Source organism: Streptomyces sp. NPDC023723, assembly GCF_040639815.1.
GTDB lineage: Bacteria > Actinomycetota > Actinomycetes > Streptomycetales > Streptomycetaceae > Streptomyces.
This window is the reverse complement of record NZ_JBFAAP010000017.1, coordinates 1-20968: the sequence shown is the minus strand read 5'-3', so window position 1 is coordinate 20968 and position 20968 is coordinate 1. Positions and strand designations below refer to the sequence as shown.

The window sequence follows — 20968 nt, the reverse complement described above, 5'->3', positions numbered from 1 at the left end:
CGGCGCGGGTACGCGAGCGGAAGCGGAGGAATCGGACACGTTGTCTCCAGGCGCGGGGAACAGGGCCGGGCCGTCCGAAAAAGTGGCAGCCCTGACAGAACTTACCCCGATTCTGGCAGGACTGCCATTTGCTCCCCCTCGGAGAGTGAGCCGCGGGCTCAGTGCTGGGTCTTCGATGCCCAGATCGGTGCTCCGCCCGAGTAGATCACCAGGTTGCCGTCCTCCTGGAGGCGCAGGATCGCGCCGTCGTGGCCCTGGGTCTTGCTCGCCCAGACCGGGCGGCTGTCGGCGGTGTAGACGACCAGGTTGCCGTCCGCCTGGAAGACCGCCTGGTAGTTGTCGCCGAAGGTCATCGTGGCCCAGCGGGCCTTGTTGTTCTCGTCGTAGACCACGAGGTTGCCGTCGTTCTGCATGCGCAGCCGGGTCTTGTCCGCCTCGATGGACTCGCCGGCCCGCAGCACCCGGGTCGCCGTGACGGTTATGTCGGCCGGGAGGGACGGTTCCTTCGGCTTGGCCTTCGTGGTCGCCTTCTTCGTCGCCTTGGGGGTGGTCTTCGTCGCCACCGGTTTCTTCGTCGCCGACTCGGCGGGGGCGGCGGGCGGGGCCGCCGCCACCGGGGCCTGTTCCTTCGCCGCCGCCTTCGGCGTGGCGGGCTTCTTGGATGCGGCCGTCTTCGACGGGGACGCGCTCGACGACGCGTACGCCTCCGGGTCCTCCTGGGTCGACGCGCCGCCGCCCAGCACCGTGCCCGCCTCCTCGGCGACGGTCGTGCCGTGCCGCTCCGGTGTGGCGTCGCGGTTCATCAGCAGGACCGGTACGGCCACCAGCGCGGCGCCCAGCAGGGCGGCGCCCGCCAGCAGGGGACGGCCCGGGCGGCCCGGGTGCGCCACGGCCTGGGCGCCGGGGGCGGGGTCCCCCGGGGCCGCCGCGGTCACGGTCGCGGTCGCGGTCGCGGTCGCCAAGGCGGCTTCCGCGGTGGGTTCCGCCTTGGTGGCCGGTTTCGCCTTGGTGGCCGGTTTCGCCTTGGTGGCCGGTTTCGTCTCGCCGGGCGATTCCGTCTTGGTGGCCGGGTCGGCCGCGGTGGCCGGGTCGGCCGCGGTGGGTGGGGATGCCTCGGCGGGTGGGGGTGTCTCGGTGGGTGGGGGTGTCTCGGTGGTCTTGGCGGGCGACGGTTCCGTGCCGGGGGTGCTCGCGGCCGATCCCGTGGCCGGTTCCGTGCCGGGGGCGCTCGCGGCCGATCCCGTGGCCGGCTCCGCAGGGGTTGCCGCCGTGGCCGTCTTCTCCTCGGCGGCCGCCGCCGCCGCGCTCGTCGCTGATTCGGTCCGGTCCGCCATACGTCCCATCCGTCCCGCGGTCATCGCTCGTCCCAGTGCTCGGCCTCATTGACGCACACTCATGTGGGACACGTCATTCCACCCGCGTTAACTATTCGGCCCGGACAAGCGACCATGCTGGTACGGACGTTGCGGAACGTCCCATAATCCGGGGGTACGGCGCCCCTGTCGCCTCATGCCTCTCACCGGTCCGGGGTGGGATCGCAGGTAAGAGGAAGGCATGATGGGTCCGGCCGCCACCCACGGGTGCCAAAACGAGGAGGTCAGCGGAGTGCGCCAGGTACTGACGGTCTGTCCGGAGGGCACCGGGGACGCCCGGACGGTCGCAGAGGCCCTGGCCAGGGCGCGCGGTGGGGCGGTGCTGAGCGTCCGCCCGGGCACGTACGAGGAGAATCTCGTCGTCACCACCCGGGTGACCATCGTCGCCGAACAGTCGCGCGGCAGCGTCCGGCTGGCGCCGCGCACGGGCACGGCGATATCGCTGCGCGTCGACGCGGTGATGCTGACCGACCTGGTCGTGCAGGGGCAGGACCCGGAGGTGCCCGCGGTGGACGCCTCGCACGGGCAGGTCGCCATGCAGGGCTGTGATCTGTCCGGCGCCTCCTGGGCGACCGTGCTCGCGCGCAACTCGGGGTCGCTCGCCATGCGCGAGTGCCGGGTCTCCAGCCGGACCGGCGCCGGGGTGGTCGTCACCTCCGCCACCGAGAGTTCACTGGAGTCCTGCACCTTCGAACACCTCGGCACCAGCGGCGTGGTGGTCGGCGAGCGCGGCCGGGCGACGGTGCGCGGCTGCACGGTGCGCGACGCGCGCGGCAACGGCATCCTCGCCAACGGCGACGCCCAGGTGTCCGTCGAGGACTGCGACCTGTCCTCCACCGACAAGCCCTCGCTCGCCATGGAGGAGCGCAGCGTGGCGCGGGTGCTGCGGACCGTCGTGCACGACACCGCGGTCGGCGCCCATCTGACCAGCGCCGCCCGGGTCGAGATGGACGACGTGCGGATCAACGGCACCACCGGCCAGGGCATCATCGTCTCGCACGGCGCCGACCCGGTGCTGCGCCGCTGCCGTACCTCCCGCACGGCCGGCCACGGCCTCTTCGTCACCGACCGCTCGCGCGGCACGTACGAGGACTGCTGGCTGACCGGCGCGCAGGCCCCGGCGCTGCGGGTGGCCGGCGCCTCCTCGCCGACCCTGACCTCGCTGACCGTCCGGGACGGCGACGCGGAGGGCGTGCTGCTGGAGGAGGACTCGGCGGCCGAACTGGACCGGGTGGAGATCGTCGACGTCAAGGGCAGCGGCGTGGTCGTCAAGGGCGGCGCCAACCCGCTGGTGCGGCGGGCCCGGATCACCGGCGCGGGCGGCGCCGGCGTCGCGGTGACCGACGGTGGCCGCGGCCGGGTCGAGGACTGCGCGGTGGAGACACCGGGCGGCGCCGGCGCGGTGGTCAGCACCGGCGGCAACGTCTACCTGGCGGGCCTGAAGGTGAGCGCCCCCGGCGGAGCCGGCCTGGAGATCGGCGGCGAGGGCACGGCGGCGCTGCGCGACGGCGAGCTGGTCTCGGCGGGCGGCTGCGGCGTGGTCGTGGACAGCGGCGGCGAGCTGACCGCGACCCGGGTGCGGGCCGCCGCCGCCACCGACCACGGCTTCCTGGTCCGCGACGGCGGCCGGGCCAACCTGAACGGCTGCGAGGCCACCGGCAACGGCCGGGACGGCATCCGGGTGGAGACCGACGCGCCGGTGTCGGTGGTCGGCTGCACGGTGCGGGAGAACAAGGGCGGCGGGCTCGTCCAGTCCAAGGCGGACGGCCGGCTGGCGGTGGAGAATCTCACCAGCACCGGCAACGAGGCCCGCGACGCCTGGGGCTACGGCGAGGCCGAGGGCACCGACCCGGCGGGCACCGTCCCGGAGTCGGACGGACCCGGGCGGCCGGACGGGCCGATGTCCGCGCTGGAGGGCCTGATCGGCCTGGGCCACGTCAAGGAACAGGTCCGTACCCTGGTCAACCTGACCCAGCTCGCCCGGCGCCGGGCCCAGCTCGGCATGTCGGCGCCGCCGATGAGCCGGCACCTGGTCTTCGCCGGCCCGCCCGGCACCGGCAAGACCACCGTGGCCCGGCTCTACGGCACGATCCTCGCCGAGCTGGGGGCGCTGCGCTCCGGGCACCTGGTCGAGGTGTCCCGTGCCGACCTGGTCGCCCAGGTCATCGGCGGTACCGCCATCAAGACCACCGAGACCTTCGAACGGGCGCTGGGCGGTGTGCTCTTCATCGACGAGGCGTACACGCTGACCGCCGACTCCCGCGGCTCGGGCGTCGACTTCGGCCGGGAGGCCGTGGACACCCTGCTGAAGCTGATGGAGGACCACCGCGAGGACGTGGTGGTCGTGGCGGCCGGCTACTCCAGTGAGATGCGCAGCTTCCTGGCCTCCAACCCGGGCCTGGCCTCCCGTTTCTCCCGCACCGTCGAGTTCGAGAACTACTCGGTGCCCGAGCTGGTGGAGATCGTGGAGAGCATGTGCGGGCGGCACCAGTACGTGCTGAACGACGAGACGCGCCGGGCGCTGTCCACGCACTTCGACCGGATACCCAAGGACGCCGGGTTCGGCAACGGCCGTGCGGCGCGGCAGGTGTTCGAGGAGATGGTGGACCGGCAGGCGATGCGGCTGGCCGCGCTGAGCCAGGTCACCGAGGAGGACCTGACGCTGCTGCTGCCGCAGGACATCAGCGAGGAGGCCGCCCGCGAGGCCGAGGCCGGTCCGGACGGCCTCGACGCCGGCGACGACGCGCTGAGCCGGCTGGACGCCCTGGTCGGGCTCTCGGCGGTCAAGCGGGACGTCACCGACCTGGTCAACCTGGTCTCCACCGCCCGGCAGCGGGAGGCCGCCGGGCTGCCGGTGCCGCGGCTCAGCCACCACCTGGTCTTCACCGGCCCGCCCGGCACCGGCAAGACCACCGTGGCCCGGCTCTACGGCGAACTCCTGGTCTCCCTGGGCGTACTGCCCCGCGGGCAGCTCGTCGAGGTCTCCCGCGCCGACATGGTCGGCCGCTACGTGGGCCACACCGCGCAGCTCACCACGGAGGTGTTCCAGCGGGCGCTGGGCGGTGTGCTGTTCATCGACGAGGCGTACACCCTCACCCCGCGCGAGGGGTCCGGCGCGGACTTCGGCCGGGAGGCCGTGGACACACTGCTGAAACTGATGGAGGACCACCGCGGCGAGGTGGTGGTCATCGTGGCCGGCTACACCGCCGAGATGCAGCGGTTCCTGGCCTCCAACCCGGGTCTGACCTCGCGGTTCTCCCGGAAGATCGAGTTCGCCGACTACTCCTCCGACGAACTGGTCACGATCGTGCGCCAGCACGCGCTCCAGGCGGGCTACGAGTGCGGCACGGGGCTCGGCTCGGTACTGCGGCAGCACTTCGACACGCTGCCGCGCGACCGGTCGTTCGGCAACGCGCGCACGGCCCGCCAGGTGCTGGAGCGGATGATGACCCGGCAGGCGGGCCGGCTCAGCCGGGTGGCCGCGCCCAGCCTCGACGACCTGCGGCTGCTGCTCCCGGAGGACCTGACCGACCCGGCGTCGGCGCCCGTCGCCGAACAGCGGGCCGGGGCGTGACGGTGAGGAAGACGATGAGCACGACGCGTATGGCACGTACGACGCGTATGGCACGTACGGCACACACGGCGCGTACGGCACGGGCGTTGCGGCCCGTCGCCGGCGCGCTGGCGCTGCTGCTGGCCGCCGGTGTGTGCGGCGCCGGTGCCCACGGCGCGGCGGCGGCCGACGGCGACACGGTGGAGCTGCCGGTGCTGAAGGCGGAGCTGACCGCCACCGACTCCTGCACCGAGGGCTCGAGCCGGCGGGCCACCGCCGTACCGTGGGAGCAGGTCGGCCTCCAGCTCGGCCGGGCCTGGCAGTTCGCCTCGGGCGCCGGGGTGACCGTCGGCGTGGTCGACACCGGCGTCTCCACCTCGGCGCCCGCGCTGAAGGGCCGGGTCACGGCGGTCGGCGCGGCCGGCACCGACTGCGTCGGACACGGCACCTTCGTCGCGGGTCTGATCGCCGCCCAGGTGGAGAAGGGCGTGGAGTTCGCGGGCGTGGCCCGGCAGTCGCGGATCCTCGCGGTGCGCGGCACCGACGAGCGCGGCGCGGTCACGCCCGGCCGGGTGGCCGAGGGCATCGAGGCCGCCGTCGAGGGCGGTGCGAAGGTGGTGACCGTGTCGGCGGCGTTCAGCACCGACACGGCCGCGCTGCGGTCGGCGGTCAAGGCCGCCGCGAAGAAGGACGTACTGCTGGTGGCCGCCGCCGTGCCGGACGTGCCGACCGGTGGCGTGGGCGAGGACCCGCCGGCCCAGGACTTCTACCCGGCCGCCTCGGACGGTGTGCTGTCCGTCCTGGACGTGGACAAGAACGGCGACCGGCCGACCGGCGCGTACACCACCGGCAGCGCGCTGCTCGCCGCCCCCGGCGACGGGGTGGTCGGCATCGGCCCGGCGCGGGACGGCCACTACATCGGCTCGGGCGCCTCGCTGGCGGCCGGATTCGTGGCGGGCGCGGCGGCGCTGGTGCGCTCCGTCCACCCGGAGCTGACGGCCGCGCAGACCGCGAGCCTGCTGCGGTCCACCGCCTACCCGGCCGAGGTGCCCCGCGTCGACCCGTACGCCGCGGTCACCTCGGTGCTGGCCTCGGCCTCCGCCGCGCCCGACGTCCCGCGGGGCGGGGCCGCGCCGGTGAGCATGCCGGTGGACGAGGCGGCCGGGCCGTTGCGCCGGGCCCTGTGGCCGGCGGTGGGGGGTCTCGCCGTGGTGGTCGCGGTGGTCTGGCTGGCGATCATCATCCCCCGCGGACGACGCAACGGCTGGCGCCCGACGGCCCCGGGGACCCGGGGGACGCCGGGCTCCTGACCGGTGCCCCTGACCGGTGCCTCTGGCCGTCCCTGGGTGCCGCGGCCTTGGGCCCCGGGCCCTGACCATTGCCTCTGACCGACCCTGGGAGCCGCGTCCCCGGGCCCCTGACCCTTGACCAGTGCCCTGACCATCCCTGGGAGCCGCGACGCTGGGCCCCGAGCCCCGACCAGCTCCCCTGCCCATCCCTGAGACCCGGCCCCCTGACCAGTACCCCGGCCGTCCCTCGAAGCCGCGTCCCCGGGCCCCGAGCCCCTGACCAGTGCCCCAAACCGTCTACGGCGGCCGCAGCTCCCGGACCCCGAACCCTGCCTGCTGCCCCAGCCGTTCCCAGGGACCACGCCCCGGCCCCCAGGCCCCCCTCAGCCCCGAACAGCCGCGTCCCCACCCGCCGGGACGGGCCGGCGCCCCCGACCGGCGCACCAGCCCTTCCCTCTTCCCTGCCCCTCGGCCCGAACGACCCCGCCTCAGTCGCCGGACGAGGCGGAATCCGTGCCCGCTGCCAGCGGGGTCTGGATGAGGACCGGCTTGCGGCGGACGATGTGCAGGGCGCGGCCCGGCGGCAGGACGCGTGGCTTGACGTTGCCGAAGAGGTAGCCCTCGGACGGCGGGGCGGACATCAGCAGACCCGGGGTGTTGACCTCGTCCAGCCGCCGCAGGAGCTGGTCGCCGAGGCCGCGTCCGGCGCCGGTGGCGGAGCGCACCACGACCAGGTGCAGGCCCAGTTCGTGGCCGAGGGCGAGGTGGTCGAAGAGCGGGGCGAAGGGGTGGTCTATCACCGTGCCGCCGCCGACCATGTCGTAGTCGTCGACGAGGACGAACAGGCGGGGCCCGTTCCACCAGTCGGCGCCGCGCATCCGGGCCGGGGTGATCTCCGGGCCGGGCAGCCGGGTCTGCAGTGCCTTGGCGGAACCGCCGACCAGTTGCTTGAGGCCGTCGATGGAGACCGCGTGCCCCAGCCGGTACTCCTCCGGCACCGCCTCGACCAGGTCGCGGCGGTAGTCGACGACCAGGATGCGGGCCTCGGTGGGCGCGTAGCGGGCGACGATGGCGTCGGCGACCATCCGCAGCAGGTTGGTCTTGCCGCTCTCGGTGTCGCCCACGGCGATCAGGTGCGGGGTGCGGGAGAAGTCGTGCCAGACGGTGCCGAGGGTCTCCTCGTCCTGGCCGAGTGCCAGCTTGAGCGCGTTGCCCTGGCCGAGTTCCGGCGCGGGCAGTTCGGCCACGGGCAGCCGGTGCGGCAGCATCCGTACCTGCGGGGCGCGCGGCCCGCTCCAGGCCCCGGCGATCCGCTCGACCAGGTCGGCGACGCCCTCGCTGAGCGTCTCGGGGTCGGCCGAGCCGTCCGCGCGGGGCAGCGCGGACAGGAAGTGCAGCTTGGCGTCGACGGTGAGGCCGCGGCCGGGGGTGCGGGGCACGGCGGCGGCCTTGCGGATGTCCACCACGGAGTCCATCGTGTCGCCGAGCCGCAGCTCCAGCCGGGTGGCGGCCTGGTCCCGCACCGGCGCGGTCAGCTCCAGCCAGCGGGCGGTGGCGACGATGAGGTGGATGCCGTAGTTGAGGCCGCCGGTGGCGATCTGGTTGAACGTCGGGATGAACTGGTCGAAGTTCTGCCGGACCGCGGACCAGCCGTCGATCACCAGGAAGATGTCGCCGTGCGGCTCGTCGGGGAACTCCCCGGCGGCCCGGCGGCGCCGGTAGGTGGCCATCGAGTCGATGCCGTGGTCCAGGAAGAACTGCTCGCGCTGGGTGAGTACGGCGGTGACCTCGGCGACGGTGCGGCTGATCCGCTCGGTGTCCAGCCGGGCCGCGACGCCCGCGACGTGCGGCAGTCCGGTGAGCTGGGAGAGCGTGCCGCCGCCGAAGTCGAGGCAGTAGAACTGCACTTCGCGCGGGGTGTGGGTGAGGGCGAGGCCGAGGATGAGGCTGCGCAGCACGGTGGACTTGCCGCTCTGCGAGCCGCCCGCGACGGCGACGTGGCCGCCGGCCGCGCCGAGGTCGACGAGCAGCGGGTCGCGGCGCTGGTCGAAGGGCTTGTCGACCAGGCCGACCGGGACCCGCAGCTTGCCGGTGCCCTTCCAGCGGGGTGCGGTCAGGCCGCGCTCGGGGACCGTCTCCAGGCCGCCGAGCAGGACGTCCAGCGGGGCGGCGTCCTCCAGCGGCGGCAGCCACACCCGGTGGGCGGGGGGTCCGGCGTCGCGCAGCCGGTCCAGTGCCACCGACAGCAGGCTGGCGCTGTCCTCCGACTCCTCCGGCTCCGGTTCCAGGACGGCCGGGGCGGGGGCGCGGGGCACCACGTACCCGGCGGACCAGGGCACGACCTGGCTGGCCACCCGGGCCTGGGCGACGGCGCCGCCGCGGCGCCGGTAGGGGCCGGAGACGTAGGCGGCGCGGAACCGGGTGAGGGCCTCGACGCCGCTCTTGAGGTAGCCGCTGCCGGGCTGGGAGGGCAGTTCGTAGGCGTCGGGGACGCCGAGGACGCCGCGGGACTCCATGGCGGAGAAGGTGCGCAGGCCGACCCGGTAGGACAGGTGCGACTCCAGCTGGTGCATGCGGCCCTCGTCCAGGCGCTGCGAGGCGAGCAGCAGGTGTACGCCGAGGGAGCGGCCGAGCCGGCCGATCATCACGAACAGCTCCATGAACTCGCGGTGCGCGGCGAGCAGTTCGCTGAACTCGTCGACCACGACGAAGAGGCTGGGCAGCGGGGTGAGGTCGGCGCCGCCGGCCCGGGCCCGTTCGTAGTCCAGGGCGGAGGTGTAGTTGCCGGCCGCGCGCAGCAGTTCCTGGCGGCGCAGCAGTTCGCCGTGCAGGGCGTCCTGCATGCGCTCCACGAGGGCGGCCTCGTCGGCGAGGTTGGTGATGACGGCGCTGGTGTGCGGGAGTTCGTCCAGGCCGAGGAAGGTGGCGCCGCCCTTGAAGTCGACCAGGACGAAGTTGAGGGTCTCGGAGGAGTTGGTGAGGGCGAGGCCGAGTACCAGGGTGCGCAGCAGCTCGGACTTGCCGGAGCCGGTGGCGCCGATGAGCATGCCGTGCGGGCCCATGCCGCCCTGCGCGGACTCCTTGATGTCCAGTTCGACCGGGCGGCCGTCGGCGCCGACCGCGACCGGCACCCGCAGCCGGGCGGACCCGGTGTGCCGTCGCCACAGCGTGTCCGGTTCCAGGCGGTGCAGGTCGGGGATGCCGAGCAGGGTGGTCAGCTCCACGTCGGCCGAGAGCGGCTCGACCGCGTCGGCGGTGAGGCTCATCCGGTACGGGGAGATCAGCCGGGCCAGTGACTCGGCGGCGCGCGGGCCGACCCGGTCGGGGCGGCCGAGGGGGGTGGTCTGCTCCTTGCGGCTGCGGTCGGTGCGTACCAGGGCGACGGCGTCGGGGGCGACGTCGAGGCGCAGGGTGGTGCGGCCGGGGCGCCAGGTGAGGGTGGCGGACAGGTCGACGACGACGGCGTTGCGGAAGCCGGGACCGTCGAAGCGGTGGCCGGTGGGGACGGTGGCGCCGTCCACCACGACGATGACCAGCGGCTCGTCCCGGCCGGGTACGGCGTCCGGGTCGAAGGCGGGCCGCTCGGCGAACTCGCTGCCGAGCTGGTTCTCCAGGTCGGTGAAGGCGGAGGCGACCATCCGCAGCGGGCCGGCGCCGTCGGTCTCCTGCGGGTGCTGGTTGTGCGGCAGCCACTTCACCCACTCCCACTCGGCGCGGTGCTCGTCGTCCGCGCAGACCGCGATCCACACCTCCTCCGGCGGGTGGAAGACCGCCAGTTGGCACAGGGCGGCGCGGAGCATGTCGCGGCCCGCGTCGAGGTCGCCGCGCAGCAGCAGCCGGGACCAGGAGCGCAGGTAGAGGGCGATGGGCTGGCCGGGCACGGTGCTGTAGGCGCGGATGAAGCGGCGCAGGGCGTGCGCGCACAGTGGTTCCAGGTCCTCGACCGGCTTGCTGGAGACGGGGTTGAGGCGCAGGGCGAGCTGCTGGTCGCCGACGGCGACGCGGACCTCGCCGTAGTCGACGTCCTTGGGGCGGCGCTCCCACAGCCGGGTGGTGCGCACCATGGAGCGCAGCACCTGCGGTTCGGGATGGCGCCAGGCGAGGGCGAGTTGCTGCTCGACCACGGTGCGCTGGACGGTGCGCCGGCTCTGCGCGAGGTAGCGCAGGTAGTCGCGGCGCTCGCCGCGCAGCCGCTGCTTGCGGTCGCCGGCCTTGCGCATGTACTGGCCGACCAGCATCGCGACGACGGCCAGGCCCATGATGCCGAGCGCGATGTACATGAAGGCGCCGTACGCCGTTCCGCCCATGCGCAGGAACATCAGCATCATGGAGACCGACATCATGGCCATCGGCAGGTACGTCCACACCGCGGACGTGTCCGGCACGGTCTCCATCAGGGTCGGCGGTTCCTGAAGGGTCAACTCGCCGCTCGGCATGTCGGGTCCGCGGCGACGGGCCGGACGGCGGAACAGGACCACGCTCAACGCTGGGGCTCCTAACGGGTCATCGAGCACGCGGGGAGGGCTCCGGGACCGGCGGCCGGCCCCGCGCGAGGCGCGGGTTCGGCCGGTGATACGCCCCGAACGCTGCCGGGACTCCCCTTGACGACGACCTTGGGGAGTGACAGTAGTGTGCACCCCGTCAACTCCGTAAGTCCACGTCACCCCCTCCCCCACCTCTTGTCACAGCTTCACCGCACGACCATCTCGCCGCGCCCGCCCCCTCAGTGGTATGTCACCCAGCACACGCCACCCCCCGTCCCGACGCCCAGGAGACGTGAGCCCCGGTATGACCGACACCTCCGTGGCCGATCTGTGCCACCTGACCGTGCGCGCCCCGCGCCACACCATCGACCTCGCCGTGCCCTCCGACGTGCCGGTCGCCGACCTGTTGCCGACGGTGCTGCGGTACGCCGGCGAGGACGTCGAGGAGCACGGCCTCGAACACGACGGCTGGATACTCCAGCGGCTGGGCGGACCGCCGCTCGACGAGGAGGCCACGCTCGCCTCGCTCGGTCTGACCGACGGCGAGACCCTGCATCTGCGGCCGCACACCGAGGCGTTGCCGGAAGTTCGTCTGGACGACCTGGTGGACGGCATCGCGTCGGTCACCCGGGACCGGCTGCACGACTGGAGCGAGGCGGCGGCGCGGCATCTGCTGCGGGTCCTGATCACCGTGGCCGTGCTGGCCGGTCTGGCCCTGCTGGCCTGGCCGGGCGGCCCGGTGGCGCTGCGCGCGGGCGCGGCCTGTGTCACCGGGGCGCTGCTGCTGGCCGGCGCGGCCTCGGCGAGCCGGGCGGTGGGCGACGGCGCCACCGGCGCGGTGCTCGGGCTGCTGGCCTCCCCGGCGCTGGCGCTGGCGGGCTGGCTGGTGCCGGGCGGTGAGCTGAGCGGGCCGCAGGCCCACCAGGTGCTGGGTGCCCGGCTGTTGGCCGCGGCGGCGCCCTGGGCGGGCGGCGCGGTGCTGGCGCTGGCGGCCACCGCGGTGCGGGCGCCGCTGTTCCTGGCGTCGGCGCTGACGGCGTGCGCGGTGGCGGTGGGCGGCGGCGTGATGACCGTCTTCGATGTGCGGCCGGCCGGCGCGGCGGGCGTGGTGGCGATGCTGACGGTGCTGCTCGGCGGGCTGGTGCCGGCGCTGTCGTTCCGGTTCGCGGGCATGCGGATGCCGGCCCTGCCGACCAACGCCGGCCAGTTGCAGGAGGGCATCGACCCCTACCGGGGCGCCGACGTGGCGGTCCGTACCGAGCTGGCCGGCCAGTGGATGACCGCGCTGTACGGCGCGACGGGCGTGCTGGCGTCGGCCTGTCTGGTGGCGCTGGCCTACCGGCCGGACCTGCCGGCGCTGCTGTGCGCGCTGACGCTCTCGCTGCTGCTGCTCCTGCACGGCCGGGGGCTGGTCAACATCGCGCAGCGGCTGGTACTGGTGCTGCCCGGCGCCTGGGGTCTGCTGCTGCTGGCGGGCGGCTGGGGCCTGGACCTGCGGGGGGTGGACCGGGCGCTGCTGGTGGCGGGCCTGCTGGTGGTGGCGACGGTGCTGACGGTGGCGGTGTGGACGGTGCCCGGGCGGCGCCTGGTGCCGTACTGGGGCCGCGCGGCGGAGCTGCTGCACTCGCTGCTCGCGATCGCCCTGCTGCCGCTGACGCTCTGGCTGCTGGGCGTGTTCGGCGCCCTGCGCGGCTGGAACGGCTGACCGGCCCCGCGACGACCACGAACCACTCACCCGCCAGGAGGCAACCGTGCGGTCCAAGCGCGACCAGGTGCAAGCGCACACGTTCATGATGGGGCGGCTGACCTCGGGGATGCTGCTGGCCGACCCCGACGCCCCGGAGAGCCCGCTGGGCCGCACCACCCGCGGCGCCCTGATCGGCATCATCGTCGCCATCCTGGTCGCGGCCGGCGCCTTCGTCTACGGGCTGCTGCGGCCGGGCGGCAACGACGCGTGGCGCAGCGGCGACACGCTGATCGTCAACGAGGACACCGGCGCCCGCTACCTGTACACCGACGGCCGGCTGCGGCCGGTGCGCAACTACGCGTCGGCGATGCTGATCGGCGGCGCCGCCCTGGAGACCACCTCGGTGCGCACCGCGTCCCTGGAGGGCGTCCCGGTGGGCACGCCGGTGGGCATCGACGGCGCCCCGGACGCGGTGCCGGGCAGCGGCGACCTGGAGACCTCGGCCTGGCAGGTGTGCTCGACCGGCACCGGCGAGGCGACCACGGTGGTGCCGGGGGCGCCGGTGGCGACCCGCACGATCGGCGCGGGTTCGGGGCTGGTGGTGCGGGGTCCGGACGAGCGGACGTATCTGGTGTGGCAGGGCAGCCGGCTGGAACTGGACGAGGACTCGGGCGCGGCGGAGTCGCTGGGCTACGGCGCGGTGACCCCGCGCCCGGTGTCGGCGGCGTTCCTGGACGCCCTGGTGAGTGGTCCGGAACTGGCCACCGTCGAGGTCGCCGGCCGGGGTGCGGCGGGGCCGGAGCTGGCCGGGCGCGAGACGAAGGTCGGGCAGGTGTTCCGGGTGGCGGCGGGCTCCGGCAGCCAGGACTACGTGCTCCAGAAGGACGGGCTGCACGCCGTGACGGCCACCCAGTCGGTGCTGCTGCTGGGCGACCCGGACACCCGCGAGGACGCCTACGGCGGGGTGTCGCCGACGGCCGTCCCGATCGGCGTCTCCGATCTGCGGGCGCATCAGGCGCCGGGCACGGCGGGCACCGACCCGGCGGTGGCCGGGCTGCCGGACGCGCCGCCGAGCGCGGTGCGGCTGCCCGCCGAGCAGGCGGCGTGCACGCAGGTGGACCCCGACGGCGACACGGTGCGGGTGACGTCGGTGCGGGTCGAGCAGACGGCGCTGGCGCCGGTCGCCCAGGCCGATCCGGCGGCGGTGACGCCGGCCTGCGTGGCGGTGGACCAGGTGGTGACGCGCCCCGGGCACGGCACGCTGGTGCGGGTGCTCGGCGCGGCCGGCGCGGCGGTCGGCGACACCACGTTCCTGGTGGGCGACGACGGGGTGAAGTACCGCATCACGGACGCGGAGGCGCTGGCCGCGCTCGGCTACGACGACGCGTCGGCGGTGCGGGTGCCGTCCACCCTGCTGTCGCTGCTGCCCACCGGCCCCGACCTGGACACGGCCGCGGCGGCACAGTCCGAGGCGGCGGGTGCGGCGGGGGCGGGTGCGGCGGTCGGCGCGGCGGCGGCCGGCCAGTGCGCCGACGCCGGTGCCGAGGAGGGTCCTGGGGGCGACGCCGGGAAGGGCGCCGCGGCGGGGGCCGCGAAGGGGGCCGGGCCCGCGGGTCCGGCGGCGGCCGGGACGTCAAGGGCCGTGACGGGCAACTGACTTGCCGGCGGGGGTGACCTGGTCGGGTTCCGGCCAGGTTTCCCGCCGGTTAAGCGTCCACGAAGCTCTGATTCTTCGACCTCAGATCTTCCTCAGCTTGTTGTGTTTGCAACAAGCACCACTTTAGGCTCACGTTGCTCGAACAAGATCCGGCTTATGAAAGGTGGGACGATGGCGGGAGACGGCCAGCAGTCAAGCGAATCATCAACCCGGAACGGCATCCAGGCCCTTGAGTCGGCCTTCAGCGGCATCATGAAGATCCGCCAGGATGTCGACGGCACCAAGTCCGCCCTGGGCTCCGGCTACCAGGGCAGCGACGGCGGCCAGTACGGCCAGCTCCTCGCGCAGTGGGACGGCCAGTGCAACGTCATCCTCAAGAACCTCGAGGACGTCATCGACCGGCTGAACCAGAGCCTCGTCGAGCACAACAAGACCCAGGGTTCGTCGAACGACGCGATCAACCAGGCGTACAACGCCTCGCAGTCGGCCTTCGACCAGCTGGCCGGCTGACCGCCGGACCGGCCTCCCCCCACCCTCCGCATCGTGTGAAAGAGGCAGACCGTGGCAGACAACCTGAGCGACGGTTACATCTACGTCAGCTACAACCACATGTCGAACGCGGCGGACGACATGGTGATGCAGACCAAGGCGATCGCCCAGACCCTGTCCAATCTTGAGGCAGAGCTGAGCGAGCTGTCCAAGACCTGGTACGGAAACGACGCCGACACCTACCGCCAGAAGCAGGCCGCGTGGGACGCCGCGGTGCAGAACATGGAGACGCTGCTCACGTCGCACGCGGCGCTGCTGAACGACATCTCCGGCAACTACAAGTACAGCGAGAACTCGCTCAGCCAGATGTGGTCCGAGGTGACCATCGGCCGCTGAGCCGGCCCGCGTCCCCACCGCGCCGACCGGCTCCTCTCCGGTCGGCGCGGTACCGGTATCTCCCCGTACTGGCGCCGGGCCGCAACGCCCGGTCCGGCGCATTCCGCCAGCGGAGGCACTTCATGGCAGACCTGACCCATCTGGACTCAGAGGCGCTCAAGAATTTCAGGAACAACGATGTCGCGGACTTCATCGACGCCCTGCTGGAGATCCGCAAGGACAAGGCCGGCGTCCGGTCGCTGAAGAACCTGGTCGCGGAGACCGGCACGGGCTCGGCGTCGGGCGCCGCCAAGATCCTGCGGATCGGACTGATGGGCGGCGGCGACACCGAGGACCCGACCGGCGGCGGCGCGCTGGTCACGGCCTTGAAGACGCAGGCCACCAGCCTGGACGACATCTTCACCAGCCAGAAGACCCTGTTCGACGACATCGACGACGCGCTGGGGGAGACGATCACCACGCTGCTCAAGACGCAGGGTGACAGTCTCACCTCGATCGACGGCGAGAAGCTGATGGACATCTTCGACACCGTCGACGACGACATGAGCGGCACCGGCAGCGAAGACTGACGCGGGGCCGCGGCGGCTCCCGCCGGCCGCCCGGCCCGCGCCCGGCCCTCCCCCCGTCCCTTCCCTCCCCCCTCAGCAGCGGAGCTCAGCCCCATGGCCGACGGCACCAGCACCTCCGGTACCCCTACGTACGACCCCGACGACTACTTCGCCCAGGCCGTCACCAACTTCACCGGTTACACGATTCCGCCCCGGTCCTCCCTGTTCGACAGCCTGAGCAGTGACAGCGGGGACGACTTCTCCGACCTGAAGCTGTTCCGGATGGACATCAAGGGCGAGACCATGCGGGCGGTCCAGCCGGAGGACTACTCCGCCATCGGCGGCTACCAGCTCAACAACGGTGAGGACTACGACCTCGCCTTCTACGACGCCGGCGGGGACGGCGCGCACAACAGCGTGAGCCTGAAGAAGGCCCGGATCGTGATGATCGGCGTGTCCGTCGACTCCGACGGCCGGGCCACCCTGTGGGGGGACGGGCAGATCACCAGCGGTGGCGCGTTCGAGGGCTCGTACTCGCATGTGCAGTGGGACTCCGGGCCGATGGCGCAGTACATCTCCGGCAGCAAGCTGGCCCTGGACCATCTGCTGACGGGCCCGGACTACTCGACGAAGGGCTGGAGCTACAGCGGCCTGTCGGTCATCGACGACAACGCCGTGGAGCTGAAGTCCTTCGAGGACACCGGGCAGTCCTTCGACCGGGTGATGAGCTTCTTCCAGGCCCGCTCGGACGTCGTCAACCAGTGGATGACCTCGCTGGGCGAGGACCAGGCCGCGTGGAAGGGCAAGGCGGCCAGCCTCTTCTGGCATCTGCTGGACGAGCTGAAGACCAACTACGACGGCTACGTCTCCCAGTTGGGCGGCCGGGACTACGCCGCCAAGAACAGCACGCTGGGCGGCTATGTGCCGAAGTCGGAGCTGAGCGACGCGCTGGCGGCCGCGCAGAACGCGTTGAAGGAGGCGATCGGCGACCTCCAGACCGCGTGGACCAACTGGGCCAAGGACGGCAAGCACGACCCGCATTACCACGTCAAGCAGATCCTCGACAAGGTCGCCGAGTGGGTGGTCGACAACAACGTCCCCCACGTCCAGGTCGAGACGAACAGCTACTCGAGCCCGAGCGGCGGGGGCACGTACAAGAGTTACTCGACCACCGCGGAGTTCAAGCAGACCTCCGAGTACGGCGACCTCACCCAGCAGACCACCTGGACGAAGATCGCCGACGCCGCCGTCGAGAGCTGGTCGACCCACGCGGACGACATGCTGAAGCAGCCCGCCATCGACGCGCTCAGCAACGTGAAGAACGCCTGGGCCGACGTGCAGGACGCCTTCGACAAGGAAGTCACCAACAAGAACTCCGAGACGCTCGCCGAGGTCCTCGCGGAGGAGGAGGCCGACCTCGCCGAGGACGAGGCGAACGCGAACAGCGACGAGCTCAACGACTACCTCGACGATCTCAACGACAACATCAACACCCTCGGCGACGACTTCAACGACCTCAACGACGGACTGAACGACAGTCTGAACGACCTCGGGGACGGGTTCGAGGATCTCAACGACGGACTGAACGACAGTCTGAACGACCTCGGGGACGGGTTCGAGGATCTCAACGACGGGCTGAACGACAACCTCACCGATCTCAACGACGGGCTGAACGACAGCCTCAACGACCTCGGGGACGGGTTCACCAACCTCAACGACGGTCTGAACGACAGCCTGAGCGACCTCGGTGACGGCCTGGGCGACCTGGGCAGCGGCACCGACAACCTCAACAACCTCGGGCTCGACAGCAACGGCAACCCGATCACCGACGAGACGCTGAACGGGAGCACCGGTCCCGAGACGGCGAGCCTCTTGTCCGCGCTGAACGCGCCGACCACGGGCACCGGGCTGCCGACGACGACTTCGGACGACGACACGAAGACCGGCTCGTCGCTGCTGAACTCCCCCACCGGCGGCAGTACTCAGCTCAACGACGACGGCACCCTCACCACCACGTTCTCCGACGGCTCCACCCAGACCATCGACCCGAACACCGGCCTGGTCACCACCACCTCGCCGGACGGCGTCACCTCCACCTCGTCGCTCAACCCGGGGACCAGCCTGCTCAACCCGGACGGCTCGACCACCACCCTCAACGACGACGGCACGCTGACCACCACCTTCCCGGACGGCACGGAGCAGACGCTCGACCCGGCGACGGGCCAGGTCAGCACCCTGAACCCGGACGGCACCCTGACGGAGTCGACGCTGAACCCGTCCGACGGCTCCTTCACCACGCCGGACGGCTCCACCGCGCAGCTCAACGGCGACGGGACAGTGACGACCACCTTCCCGGACGGATCGACGGAGGTCCTGAACCCGGACACCGGCCAGATCACCGTCACCGACCCGTCCGGCAACATCACCACCGAACAGCTCAACCCCGGCGAATCGTTCACCAACCCCGACGGCTCGACCACCACCCTCAACGACGACGGCACCCTCACCACCGAATTCCCCGACGGCTCCACCCAGACCCTCAACCCCGACACCGGCCAGCTCACCACCACCGACGCCGCCGGAAACGTCACCACCAGCGACCTCAACCCGGCCGCGGACACCTTCACCACACCGGACGGCGGCACCTCGCAGCTCAACTCCGACGGCACCGTCTCCACCACCTTCCCGGACGGTTCGACGGAGGTCCTGAACCCGGACACCGGCCAGATCACCGTCACCGACCCGTCCGGCAACATCACCACCGAACAGCTCAACCCCGGCGAATCGTTCACCAACCCGGACGGCTCGACCACCACCCTCAACGACGACGGCACCCTCACCACCGATTTCCCCGACGGCTCCACCCAGACCCTCAACCCCGACACCGGCCAGCTCACCACCACCGACGCCGCCGGAAACGTCACCACCAGCGACCTCAACCCGGACTCGGGCACGTTCACCACGCCGGACGGCAGCACGGCGCAGCTCGACTCCGACGGCACCGTGCACACCCTCTTCGCGGACGGCTCCGAGACCTCACTGAACCCGGACACCGGCCAGATCACCGTCACCGACCCGTCCGGCAACATCACCACCGAACAACTCAACCCGGGCGAATCGTTCACCAACCCGGACGGCTCGACCACCACCCTCAACGACGACGGCACCCTCACCACCGATTTCCCCGACGGCTCCACCCAGACCCTCAACCCCGACACCGGCCAGCTCACCACCACCGACGCCGCCGGGCACACCACCACGACCGACCTCAACGGCGACGGCCTGTCGGCGTCCTCGATCGACACCAGCGGTCTGGACATCGACGGTCTCGACACCAGCGGCCTGGACACCGGTGACAGCACCAGCAGCGACCTGACCGGAACGAGCCTCGACTCGCCGTCGACGTCGGCCAGTACGGCCGGCCTCAACAGCGGCGGGCTGAGCGCGCTGACCTCGTCGGGCGGCGTGGACTCCTCCCTCGACGACTACTACGAGGACTACGACAGCACCCCGTACGACGGCGGCTCGCTGCGCTCGGGCAGCAGCGGCACCCTCGCCTCGCTGGCCGGCACCACCCAGCAGGCGGCGAGCGGTACGCCGCTCAACCCGATGGGCATGGGCGGCATGGGCGGGATGGGCGGCGGCATGCCCGGCATGGGCGGTGGCGGCGGTGGCCAGGGCGGCAACAGCGAGCGCACCCGCGCCGTCCTCACCGACCCGGCCGGCGGCAGCGCCCGGGGCGGCCGCGGGGCACGGGCGGCATCCGTCGACGAGGACGAGGACATCGTGTACACCCGGCCCACCACCTCCAGCTCGCCCTACCCGGTGGGCGGTCCCGGTGGTTCCGGCCAGGGCGGCACCTCGACGGAGAGCGGCGACCGGGCCCGGGAGGCGTGGCTCGCCGAGGACGACGACGTCTGGGGCACCGACGACGGCGGCGCGCCCGCGGTCATCGGGCGCTGAGCCGGTGAACGAGCGGGAGCGGGAGAAGGGGTTGATGACGCGGTGAACAGCGAGTCGATCGAGGAGCGGCTGGCCAAGGCGATGGCCGAACTGGAGGCGACCGAGGCCGCGGTGGCGCGTGCCGAGGGCGAACTGGCGCACGCGGAGGCAACGGTCCGCTCGGCGGACCGGGCGGTCGAGGTGACCGTCTCCGCACAGGGTGATCTGACCGCTCTGACCTTTCTGGACGACAAGTACCGTACGATGCCCGCAGGTCAGCTGGCCGCCAGCGTGCTGGACGCGGTGCAGGAGGCGCGGGCCCGGATGGCCCGGAGAGTCATGTCGACCTTCGAGCCTTTCACGAAGGCGAACCCACAGGCGCCCGAGCTGAACGGCTTCGACGTGGACTGGCACAAGATCTTCGGAGCCGGTGTGCTGGACGGCCCGAAGGGTGACCGGCGCCGCGGTGCCGGCCGGCTCCGTGACGAGATCAGCGAAGACCCGGAGGACTGAGGGACGATGACGGACAACGCGTACTTCGCCAACCCCGCCGCCCTGGCGTCCGGTACCCGGCAGATCCAGGCCATCAGCAACTTCGCCGTCGAGATGATCAACGAGTTCGTCTCGGACGTGTCGGCCACCGCCGACTGGTGCGGCGACGACGACAGTTACGCCAAGCAGATGATCCCGCAGGAGAAGAAGCAGCGGGAGGGCGCGACGTCGACCGGCAAGGCGCTGACGGAGGCCATCGTCGGCGTGGGCGACGGCACCCTCGCCAACCTGAAGAACATCGTGGGCACCCAGAACGGCAACCTCGAAGCCATCAACGACTCCCACATCGACACCAGCAACACCACCGGTGGCACCGGCGGCGGCAGGCACTGACGGACCGGACAGCGCCCGATGAGCATTCAGGTCTCGCCGCAGCTGAACAATCTGTTGTTCGTGCTGATCGGCGAGAAGATGCTGCAGGCCGACGAGGACAAGGCGTTCGCCAACGGCAAGCCCTACGGGCGGCTGTCGCGGCGGGTGCGGGACCTGTCGGACCTGATCGAGCAGACCGCGGGCGGGGTCGGGCGCTCGCTGCCGCCGCAGGTCGGCAACCAGTATGTGCGGGCCATGCACCTGTTCCTGGACAACGGCGGCTCGAACTACCTGAAGGACTTCTCCGACCAGCTCGATGACCTGGAGAAGGCCCGCACGCAGTCCTCCATGGACATCATGGAGGCGAAGTGGCAGATCATCGCCGAGCTGATCCGGCTGCTGGTCGAGCTGGCCATCATCATGGCGCTGTCCATCTTCACCGGCGGGTCGGCGGCCAGCCAGGCGGCGGTGGCCAAGGCGCGCAGCCGGGTGGCGATCCTGACGCTGCTGGACTGGCTGATGAAGCGCACGCATCTGCTGCCGACGCTCACGGAGGCGATCGAAGAGGCGTTCATGACGTTCGCGGTGCGTCTGGCGATGATGCTGGGGGCGCCCAAGGGGCGCCGGCCGGACGGCTTCGACTGGTCGCAGATCGTGCAGGACGGTGTCTTCGGCGCGTTCACCGG

At 72.3% G+C, this 20968-nt stretch carries 12 protein-coding genes and 1 pseudogene; 11 read left to right on the top strand and 2 right to left on the bottom strand.

Annotation, left to right across the window (positions count from 1 at the left end; all coding sequences use genetic code 11):
* Positions 1 to 158 precede the first annotated feature (158 nt).
* Entirely contained in the window at positions 159 to 1334 is a 1176-nt protein-coding gene (locus AB0G32_RS19545) for a hypothetical protein (protein WP_361164280.1), read from the bottom strand.
* A gap of 271 nt (positions 1335 to 1605) precedes the next feature.
* Here AB0G32_RS19545 and AB0G32_RS19540 point away from each other — a divergent pair, with 271 nt between their 5' ends.
* Positions 1606 to 4947, top strand: coding sequence for a right-handed parallel beta-helix repeat-containing protein (locus AB0G32_RS19540; RefSeq protein ID WP_361164277.1), 3342 nt, complete (start codon positions 1606 to 1608; stop codon positions 4945 to 4947).
* A gap of 47 nt (positions 4948 to 4994) precedes the next feature.
* On the top strand, positions 4995 to 6236 hold the full coding sequence (locus tag AB0G32_RS19535; RefSeq protein WP_361164573.1) for a S8 family serine peptidase: 1242 nt from the start codon (positions 4995 to 4997) through the stop codon (positions 6234 to 6236).
* A 467-nt stretch (positions 6237 to 6703) separates the two neighbouring features.
* On the opposite strand, the gene eccCa is transcribed toward AB0G32_RS19535, so the two are convergent.
* The gene (eccCa, locus tag AB0G32_RS19530; RefSeq protein ID WP_361164570.1) at positions 6704 to 10651 is read right to left on the bottom strand and encodes a type VII secretion protein EccCa; all 3948 of its coding nucleotides are present in this window, start codon (positions 10649 to 10651) and stop codon (positions 6704 to 6706) included.
* 352 nt (positions 10652 to 11003) lie between these two features.
* On the opposite strand from eccCa, the gene eccD reads away from it, so the two are divergent.
* The 9 genes and pseudogenes from eccD to AB0G32_RS19485 form a co-directional block, all read left to right on the top strand.
* Positions 11004 to 12404: a type VII secretion integral membrane protein EccD gene (gene eccD, locus AB0G32_RS19525; RefSeq protein ID WP_361164274.1), complete on the top strand. Its 1401-nt coding sequence runs from the start codon at positions 11004 to 11006 to the stop codon at positions 12402 to 12404.
* Between the two features lie 46 nt (positions 12405 to 12450).
* Positions 12451 to 14043, top strand: a complete 1593-nt coding sequence (gene eccB, locus AB0G32_RS19520) for a type VII secretion protein EccB (RefSeq protein WP_361164271.1) — start codon at positions 12451 to 12453, stop codon at positions 14041 to 14043.
* A 171-nt stretch (positions 14044 to 14214) separates the two neighbouring features.
* Positions 14215 to 14553: a hypothetical protein gene (locus tag AB0G32_RS19515; RefSeq protein ID WP_361164268.1), complete on the top strand. Its 339-nt coding sequence runs from the start codon at positions 14215 to 14217 to the stop codon at positions 14551 to 14553.
* 51 nt (positions 14554 to 14604) lie between these two features.
* Positions 14605 to 14928: a WXG100 family type VII secretion target gene (locus tag AB0G32_RS19510; RefSeq protein WP_361164265.1), complete on the top strand. Its 324-nt coding sequence runs from the start codon at positions 14605 to 14607 to the stop codon at positions 14926 to 14928.
* Between the two features lie 122 nt (positions 14929 to 15050).
* Positions 15051 to 15497 carry a type VII secretion system-associated protein gene (locus AB0G32_RS19505; protein ID WP_361164262.1) on the top strand — a complete coding sequence of 149 codons (447 nt, stop codon included), beginning with the start codon at positions 15051 to 15053 and terminating at the stop codon, positions 15495 to 15497.
* A gap of 93 nt (positions 15498 to 15590) precedes the next feature.
* Positions 15591 to 19439 (top strand): AAWKG family protein, encoded by a 3849-nt coding sequence (locus AB0G32_RS19500; RefSeq protein ID WP_361164260.1) that lies wholly within the window; start codon positions 15591 to 15593, stop codon positions 19437 to 19439.
* 42 nt (positions 19440 to 19481) lie between these two features.
* Entirely contained in the window at positions 19482 to 19931 is a 450-nt protein-coding gene (locus AB0G32_RS19495) for a YbaB/EbfC family nucleoid-associated protein (protein ID WP_361164258.1), read from the top strand.
* A 6-nt stretch (positions 19932 to 19937) separates the two neighbouring features.
* Positions 19938 to 20303, top strand: a complete 366-nt coding sequence (locus AB0G32_RS19490) for a hypothetical protein (RefSeq protein ID WP_361164256.1) — start codon at positions 19938 to 19940, stop codon at positions 20301 to 20303.
* An 18-nt stretch (positions 20304 to 20321) separates the two neighbouring features.
* Positions 20322 to 20968, top strand: a pseudogene (locus AB0G32_RS19485) (sugar-binding protein); the annotation flags it as partial.

Excerpts from the sequence above, each read along its gene's own strand:
- AB0G32_RS19545 (WP_361164280.1), bottom strand. The coding sequence starts at position 1,334 with ATGGCGGACCGGACCGAATCAGCGACGAGCGCGGCGGCGGCGGCCGCC.
- AB0G32_RS19535 (WP_361164573.1), top strand. The coding sequence starts at position 4,995 with ATGGCACGTACGGCACACACGGCGCGTACGGCACGGGCGTTGCGGCCC.
- eccCa (WP_361164570.1), bottom strand. The coding sequence starts at position 10,651 with ATGCCGAGCGGCGAGTTGACCCTTCAGGAACCGCCGACCCTGATGGAG.
- eccD (WP_361164274.1), top strand. The coding sequence starts at position 11,004 with ATGACCGACACCTCCGTGGCCGATCTGTGCCACCTGACCGTGCGCGCC.
- AB0G32_RS19515 (WP_361164268.1), top strand. The coding sequence starts at position 14,215 with ATGGCGGGAGACGGCCAGCAGTCAAGCGAATCATCAACCCGGAACGGC.
- AB0G32_RS19505 (WP_361164262.1), top strand. The coding sequence starts at position 15,051 with ATGGCAGACCTGACCCATCTGGACTCAGAGGCGCTCAAGAATTTCAGG.
- AB0G32_RS19500 (WP_361164260.1), top strand. The coding sequence starts at position 15,591 with ATGGCCGACGGCACCAGCACCTCCGGTACCCCTACGTACGACCCCGAC.
- AB0G32_RS19490 (WP_361164256.1), top strand. The coding sequence starts at position 19,938 with ATGACGGACAACGCGTACTTCGCCAACCCCGCCGCCCTGGCGTCCGGT.